Source organism: Armatimonas sp. (genome assembly GCF_031410135.1).
Lineage (GTDB): Bacteria > Armatimonadota > Armatimonadia > Armatimonadales > Armatimonadaceae > Armatimonas.
The window spans coordinates 1-6,256 of record NZ_JANNYP010000261.1 but is presented as its reverse complement, the minus strand read 5'-3'; the positions used below and the strand labels follow the sequence as shown (position 1 = coordinate 6,256).

Below are 6,256 nucleotides of genomic sequence, written 5' to 3'. Positions count from 1 at the left end.
GAGGAATCCCTGTCGGGTTTTGATAGACGGAGTTGCCGTTTGGGTGGGCCATAGTGATGCTCATTCTGGTTCTTTCCTTTTTGCCCTGGGGAGATATAGAGGGAACGGAAAGTGTCTCAAATCATTGTGGCACACAGGGGTCCGACCTCGGAGAAGTTCGTGAAGAAAGACAGCAGTACGATTGAGTACACAATCACCATTCCACCGGATGGGGAGAAAGTCATCACTTACACCGCACACTACTGGTGGTAGGCACCTTTGACATAACTGGTACACAAGTGGTATACCACTCTTGAAACCAAGAGTTCCCCCATGCGTGTACCCCCTCACTTTATCAATATCGAGCCGGCACCCAGCCTCGTACAGCAAGTGATTCAAGCGCTTGAAGCCAAGATTCAGGACGGCTCCCTTCGCCCCGGCGACACGCTTCCGGCAGAGCGTGTGCTAGGCGCTCAGCTCGAAGTCAGTCGAACAGTGATCCGGGGTGCGGTCGCGGACATGGCGGCACGAGGCCTTCTCGAAGCACTTCCTGGTGGCGGCTACTTAGTGCGCATTCCCACAGCAGAGAATCTCTCTCACTCCATTAGCTACATGCTTCGGGGTAGCCAGAAGGGCCTGACCTACCCCCACATCCACCAAGTTCGCTGCGTGCTGGAGATCGAGATTGCCGGACTCGCCGCGCAGAACCGCACACTAGGCGATCTTGCCGCGATGCAGCAGTGGCTTGCCGTGATGACAACCGAAGCCGCCCCCACCGAGGCTTACTGCGCCGCAGATGTGGCTTTCCACCGCTCGCTGGCTGTGGCCACACAAAACCCACTTTTTGTGGTTCTCCTTGATGCTATCGCAGAGATTCTGATCGAAGTACGGCGCAGCGGCATGGCGCTTCTCAGCTCTATCGAGCGCGGCATGGGCTTTCACCATCAGATACTCGCTGCCATTCAAGCAGGCGACTCACTGAGGGCACGTGCCGCGATGGAGGCACATCTAGCCGACTCCGAGGAGATCCAAAAGCATGTCGCGGGGCTACTGATATGACACTCACAGCAGGCCTGCTGATCGCACGCTACTCCCACGGCGAGCTGTGCGGTATCTCCTGTAACGAACAGCCCCTGCTCTCGCGTCTCTACGCCGCCGTACGTGATGAAAACTGGGGCACGGTGGAAGGAGTTCTCGTCGTGGAGAGCACCTCGCCCGAGCAGATCTCCTTCACGATGCGCCACGCGGACGTTCTTATTTGGCACGGCACGATCCAGACACACTCTGGCGGAAGGCTTATCTTTACCTTCGAGGGCGAGGCACTCAAAGACTTCAGGCGCAACCGAATTGGCTTTTGTCTGCTCCACCCACTGGCCTGCGTGGGTGCTCCCTGCCAGGTTGAGCACACAGATGGCACGACCCGCACCACCGCGTTTCCCGCGCTCGTCTGCCCCGATCAGCCCGTCGCCCCGTTTGCCGCGCTACGCTCACTGACCCAAACCCTCCCCGACGGCTCCCAGGTGCGCTTTGGCTTCTCGGGTGATGTCTTCGAGCTCGAAGACCAGCGCAACTGGACCGATGCTAGCTTCAAGACCTTCTGCACACCCCTAAGTCTCCCGTATCCCGTGCTTGTCAAAGCTGGAGAGCGCGTCTGGCAGCGGGTCGTCATTGAAGCCATCTCTCCGCCTTCGCACGGCTCAGGCACCTCTCTTCCCCAGTTCGCTCGTACCTCGCTGGGAAGAGAGGCTGCATCTCCCTGTTTCCCTAGTCCCTCTTCCGGCGACGAAGGAGCAAACACGGGAAGAGGGGACGGAGCGAGGAACGAGCATCCTGGGGAGATGGCATCAATCAGAGAGATGGCAATACGCGTAGACCTCTTTGGCATCCCTAGCGACGTAGAGCGGCTGGCAAAGGCTGATGTCCTAGCTCAAAGTCGTGGCCTTGGGCTGGAGGTCGCCCTGATCGGGTACCCAGAGATTGGGGAGAAAATCCAAACGCGCTCCCCGATTACTCGCTGGCTGGTGCTTCCTGCCACAGAGCACGTCAATACGCCCCCTGATCACCATGCGTTATTGCTTGCGGCACGGCCCCTACGCAAAATTGCACCGGTCTTTGCGGGCACGGACTCCGACTTTCTCTTTCTCAATCGCTATCCGCCACCTCTGGAGCTCTGCGACGGACTGACATTCGCCATCAACCCGCAAGTTCACGCCTTTGACGCGGCTTCGATTGAGGAGACTATCACAAGCTACCCGGCGATTCTGGCAACCGCACAGGCGCTTTCGGGAGGAAAACCCGTGCTTATCTCCCCCCTCACGCTCTCGCCGCGCTGGAACCCCTACGCCGCAACACAGCTCCCCCGGAGCCAGCGGCTGGCGCAAGACCCACGCTCTGAAACGGAGTTTGGGCAGGCATGGCTAGTAAGAGCAAGGCAGGCACTCTTAGAGGCAGGAGCCACCAGCGTCACGTTGGAGACAATTTCCGAATGAGAATTACCTTTCATCCCCCATCAGATATTAGTCGCGTCTTTGTTTTTTTCGAGGTGCGGATTCAAACTCACCACCCTATTGCAGATCCATTTCGCACCGTCGAGATCACTGGTACGCTCAACGGAAAGGCAATCACGGGCTTCTGCGACAGTCAGGACGGCAGTGTCTACCGCATTCGCTTTATGCCAACGCACTCTGGCGAGCACATCTACACCGTCACTTTCAAACATGGCGAGACCGAGGCGCACTTCTCGGGCAATTTGGTGGCCCTGGAAGACGACAATAGCGACAACAAAGGCCAGCTCCAAGCCGATGGCTGGGGCTTTCGCTGGTCAGGAACCGGCGAGCCGTTTTTCTGGAACGCAACGACGGCGTATCTGATGGCAGGTCTCAGCGACGAAGTGCTCTACGAAACCATCGAGCGCCTGGCTAGTTTTGGTGTCAACCGCATCCGGGTCTCGCTCTGTCCTAGCCGACAGCGCGACGGTGGGCGATGGTTCGAGCCGCAGGTGGGGCACCATGAGGATTTTTCGTATCTCTACAGCCCGTGGCTCTGTGCACAGCCCGATGTCTGGGACGATCCAAAGCCCGATACGACGCGCTTTGACGTGGCCTACTGGCAGAAGTTCGAGCGCCTGCTCGCTCAGGCGCAGCGCCATAGTCTGATTGTCCAGGTAATCTTCTTCACCGACGCGCAGGAGCCGCAGAACTACCCGTTCGAGCGACCAAGTCCCAAAACCGAGGGCGCAAGCGACTTCGATCACAGCACGCGCAAGAGGGATGCAAATGAGCGTCTCTACTATGCCTACGCCGCCGCGCGTTTTTCGGCATTCTCGAATGTGGAGTGGTGCCTGACCAACGAGTGGGCGCTGTTCCAGAGCAACGCCTGGGTGGAGGAGATCGGGGAGTTTCTGGCGAGTCAAGACCCCTATGACCATCTCATGAGCGTCCACGGCCACGGGCACTTTCCCTTCCGCACCTCGCCCTGGTGCACCCACGCGCTTTTTCAGAGCTGGGACGAGCACGGAAGCTACGACGGGATGCTCAAGAACCGCACCGAACAAGAGGCGACGGGGCGGATTATTCCCCAAGTTAACGAAGAGTACGGCTACGAAGACCACTACCCCGGCCCGTGGGGTGGTGCACGAGTCGCGCCTGCCCGGAGTGCAGATAGTCGCCGTCGTCTCGCCTGGGAGATCACAATGGCGGGCTGCCACCAGACCACCGGCGAGAGCGCGGAGTCGGGCGCGGGCGGCTGGATCAATGGGCTTGGCACCAAAGACGACCTGCTGGGCTACCACCAGCACCTCCGAGAGTTTTTCGAGGCGATTCCTGGCTGGGAGCAACTGGCTCCCCACCCAGAGCTAGCACACAGCACCCCCTGCCTCGCAGAGCCATGTAAGACCTACGTGCTCTATACACCTGGCGGACACCAGCATCTTTACTTGGAGCCTGGAACCTACCGAGTTTCTTGTTTCAACCCACGTACAGGAGAATATCAAAGCGTAGAAACGACCTCCGAATCCCATTGGCAGAGCCCTAAGCCCCCTGATAAGCAGGATTGGGTATTTCTCTTGGAGAGTACAGTATGAAAAACACACTTAACTACAAAACTTGCTGGCTGGGCAATAGCTTTGGCGGAGGCCCGCTCTGGGTACAGAACTTCTGCGAGGGGATGTTTGTTTCCCCCGATGGCACGGTCTTTGTGGCGAGCGGCTGGGACGAAGGCGGGCGCGAGTTCGGGTTCTACAAAGACGGCGCGGTGATGGGCAAGTGCGAGCACACGCATGGCTGGGGCACAGGCGGCGGCGCTGCGATCGCAGCAACCGAGCGCTATGTCTTTATCGCCCACGTCCAAGGCAACGAGGGCGGCGGTCTCAAAGGCCCGGAGTATCCCGAGAAGGGGAAAAACTGGTTTGGGGTCTCGCGCTATGATCGCATGGGCAAGCCTGCTGCGTTTCCCGGTGGTAAGGGACGCTTTGGGGCAATGCTCGTGCTCCACGAGCGCCCCGAAAAAGACGACGCGCACCTCCACGGCCTCGCGGTCTCACCCGACGGCAAGACACTCTATGTTTCGGATAGTGCGGGCAGTCAGCTTAGGAGCTACGAGACCGCAACGATGCGACCGTTGGCGTCGCATCCCTGCCCCGCGCCTGGTTCTCTCGCCGTTGACCGTACAGGAGTGCTCTGGGTGCGCTCAGGCGATGCGCTGTTCTCGGTTGATGCGACGGGCAAGCTTACCAAGCGCCTGAGTCTGCCCAGTCCACTGAAGCCGCAGGGGTTTGCGTTTGATGGCAAGAACCGCTTGTTGATTGCCGATAGTGGGCCGGATCAGAATATTAAAATCTATCAAAGTGATAAATTAATTAGCAGTATCGGTGAGCGAGGCGGGATGTGGGCGGGGGCGCAGCGGGGCAAGACGGGGCCACTGCGCTTTGCCAATCCGATGGGTGTCGGGGTGGATGCCAAAGACAACCTCTATGTCGGGTGCAACACGCCCGGCGGCGGGACGGTTCTCCGGGCGTTCTCCCCCAATCAAAAACTTCAGTGGGAGCTTTTGGGCCTAGAGTTCGTGGACACCGCAGACGCCGACCCACAGAGCGACGGCACCGATGTCTTTACCACCGAGAGCCGCTACACCCTCACCGACTCCCCGAAGTTCGCTTGGACATGGCGGGCGCAGACCGTGGACCCGTTTCGCTACCCAAGCGACCTGCGCCTCCACGATGGCAACCATCTTCAGTGTGCCCCGCAAGTACGAGCTCTCGGTGGCAAGCGCTTCTTGATCGTCCGAGGAATGTGGCAGGGGCTGCTGTGTTTCTATTGCATCGAGGGCGAGACGGCCGTTCCGTGTGTCGCACTCTCACAAAACCACTACCGCGCTGACGATGGCTGGGAGCCGCCCGGTCAGCCGAAAACCGGCGGCTGGCTCTGGCGGGATCTTAATGGCGACGGGCAGATGCAGGCGAGTGAGTACAGCACGCGCGTCGGGCCGGACGGGGAGTTCTGGGCCTCGAACGTGGACGCGGCGGGCGATATCTGGCAAGCGAGCCAGGATGGGACGATCTGGCGCTGGCGCTTTGGCGGGCTGGACACAAACGGCGTCCCCCGCTATGACGCAAAGACCGTCGCGAAAACCACGATGCACGCGCCCATGACGCAGCTCTTGCGCACCGAGTATCTCCCCGAGAGCGACACCATGCTCCTCTCCGGCCATACCTCAGAGCGCCCCAAGACCGGCGGCGAGTGGGGCGCGGTCGGCAGCGAGCTGCTGCGCTTTGAGGGCTGGAACACGGGCAAACCCAAGATCGCCTGGCGCATCGCGCTCCCCTACGACCCCGAGACGCACACCAAGACGCCCGGAGCCTCGGTGAGGAACACGATTATTGTCTCCCTCTGCACCGCAGGCGAGTACGCCTTTGCCGTCGAGAGCCGCACTGCCATCATCCATGTCTACCGGCTTAGTGACGGCGGCAAGGTGGGAACGATCGCACCCGGCCCCGAGGTCTCCAAAGAGTCCGGCTGGGTGGATTTCCGCGACGCGATCCGTGCCGTTCGGCGCAAGAACAACACCTACCGCATCTTTGTGGAAGAAGACTGGAAGGGCAAAGTGCTCGTCTATGACTGGACACCGGAAAGCAAGTAAATCTAAGTACAGGACAAAAATTGTAGTGCCTTCTCGCGCTGACACTCTTTGACAGTTCTGCACAAAGAGGTCATCCAATTTTGGAGTGCGTCCAAGCCGAGGCGGAACAGGCAAATGGGGGCACGTTCATGCTTCAAGCAAC

At 59.6% G+C, this 6,256-nt stretch carries 5 protein-coding genes; all 5 read left to right on the top strand.

What is annotated here, in order from left to right:
• The first annotated feature begins 111 nt into the window (after positions 1-111).
• Genes RMO15_RS09755 through RMO15_RS09735 form a run of 5 tightly spaced genes read left to right on the top strand, consistent with a single transcriptional unit; the run spans position 112 to position 6,114 of the window.
• On the top strand, positions 112-252 hold the full coding sequence (locus RMO15_RS09755; protein ID WP_309711285.1) for a hypothetical protein: 141 nt from the start codon (positions 112-114) through the stop codon (positions 250-252).
• A 60-nt stretch (positions 253-312) separates the two neighbouring features.
• Entirely contained in the window at positions 313-1,038 is a 726-nt protein-coding gene (locus tag RMO15_RS09750; protein WP_309711282.1) for a FadR/GntR family transcriptional regulator, read from the top strand.
• A complete protein-coding gene (locus RMO15_RS09745) occupies positions 1,035-2,468 on the top strand; it encodes a hypothetical protein (protein ID WP_309711279.1) in 1,434 nt (477 codons plus the stop codon). Before RMO15_RS09750 ends, RMO15_RS09745 begins: the two co-directional genes overlap by 4 nt.
• Positions 2,465-4,060, top strand: a complete 1,596-nt coding sequence (locus RMO15_RS09740) for a DUF4038 domain-containing protein (protein ID WP_309711277.1) — start codon at positions 2,465-2,467, stop codon at positions 4,058-4,060. Before RMO15_RS09745 ends, RMO15_RS09740 begins: the two co-directional genes overlap by 4 nt.
• Positions 4,057-6,114 carry an SMP-30/gluconolactonase/LRE family protein gene (locus RMO15_RS09735; protein WP_309711275.1) on the top strand — a complete coding sequence of 686 codons (2,058 nt, stop codon included), beginning with the start codon at positions 4,057-4,059 and terminating at the stop codon, positions 6,112-6,114. The genes RMO15_RS09740 and RMO15_RS09735 overlap by 4 nt, the downstream gene beginning before the upstream one ends.
• Positions 6,115-6,256: the final 142 nt, after the last annotated feature.

Bases quoted from the DNA above. Each gene is read 5' to 3' on its own strand.
- RMO15_RS09750 (WP_309711282.1), top strand. From the start codon at position 313: ATGCGTGTACCCCCTCACTTTATCAATATCGAGCCGGCACCCAGCCTC.
- RMO15_RS09745 (WP_309711279.1), top strand. From the start codon at position 1,035: ATGACACTCACAGCAGGCCTGCTGATCGCACGCTACTCCCACGGCGAG.
- RMO15_RS09740 (WP_309711277.1), top strand. From the start codon at position 2,465: ATGAGAATTACCTTTCATCCCCCATCAGATATTAGTCGCGTCTTTGTT.
- RMO15_RS09735 (WP_309711275.1), top strand. From the start codon at position 4,057: ATGAAAAACACACTTAACTACAAAACTTGCTGGCTGGGCAATAGCTTT.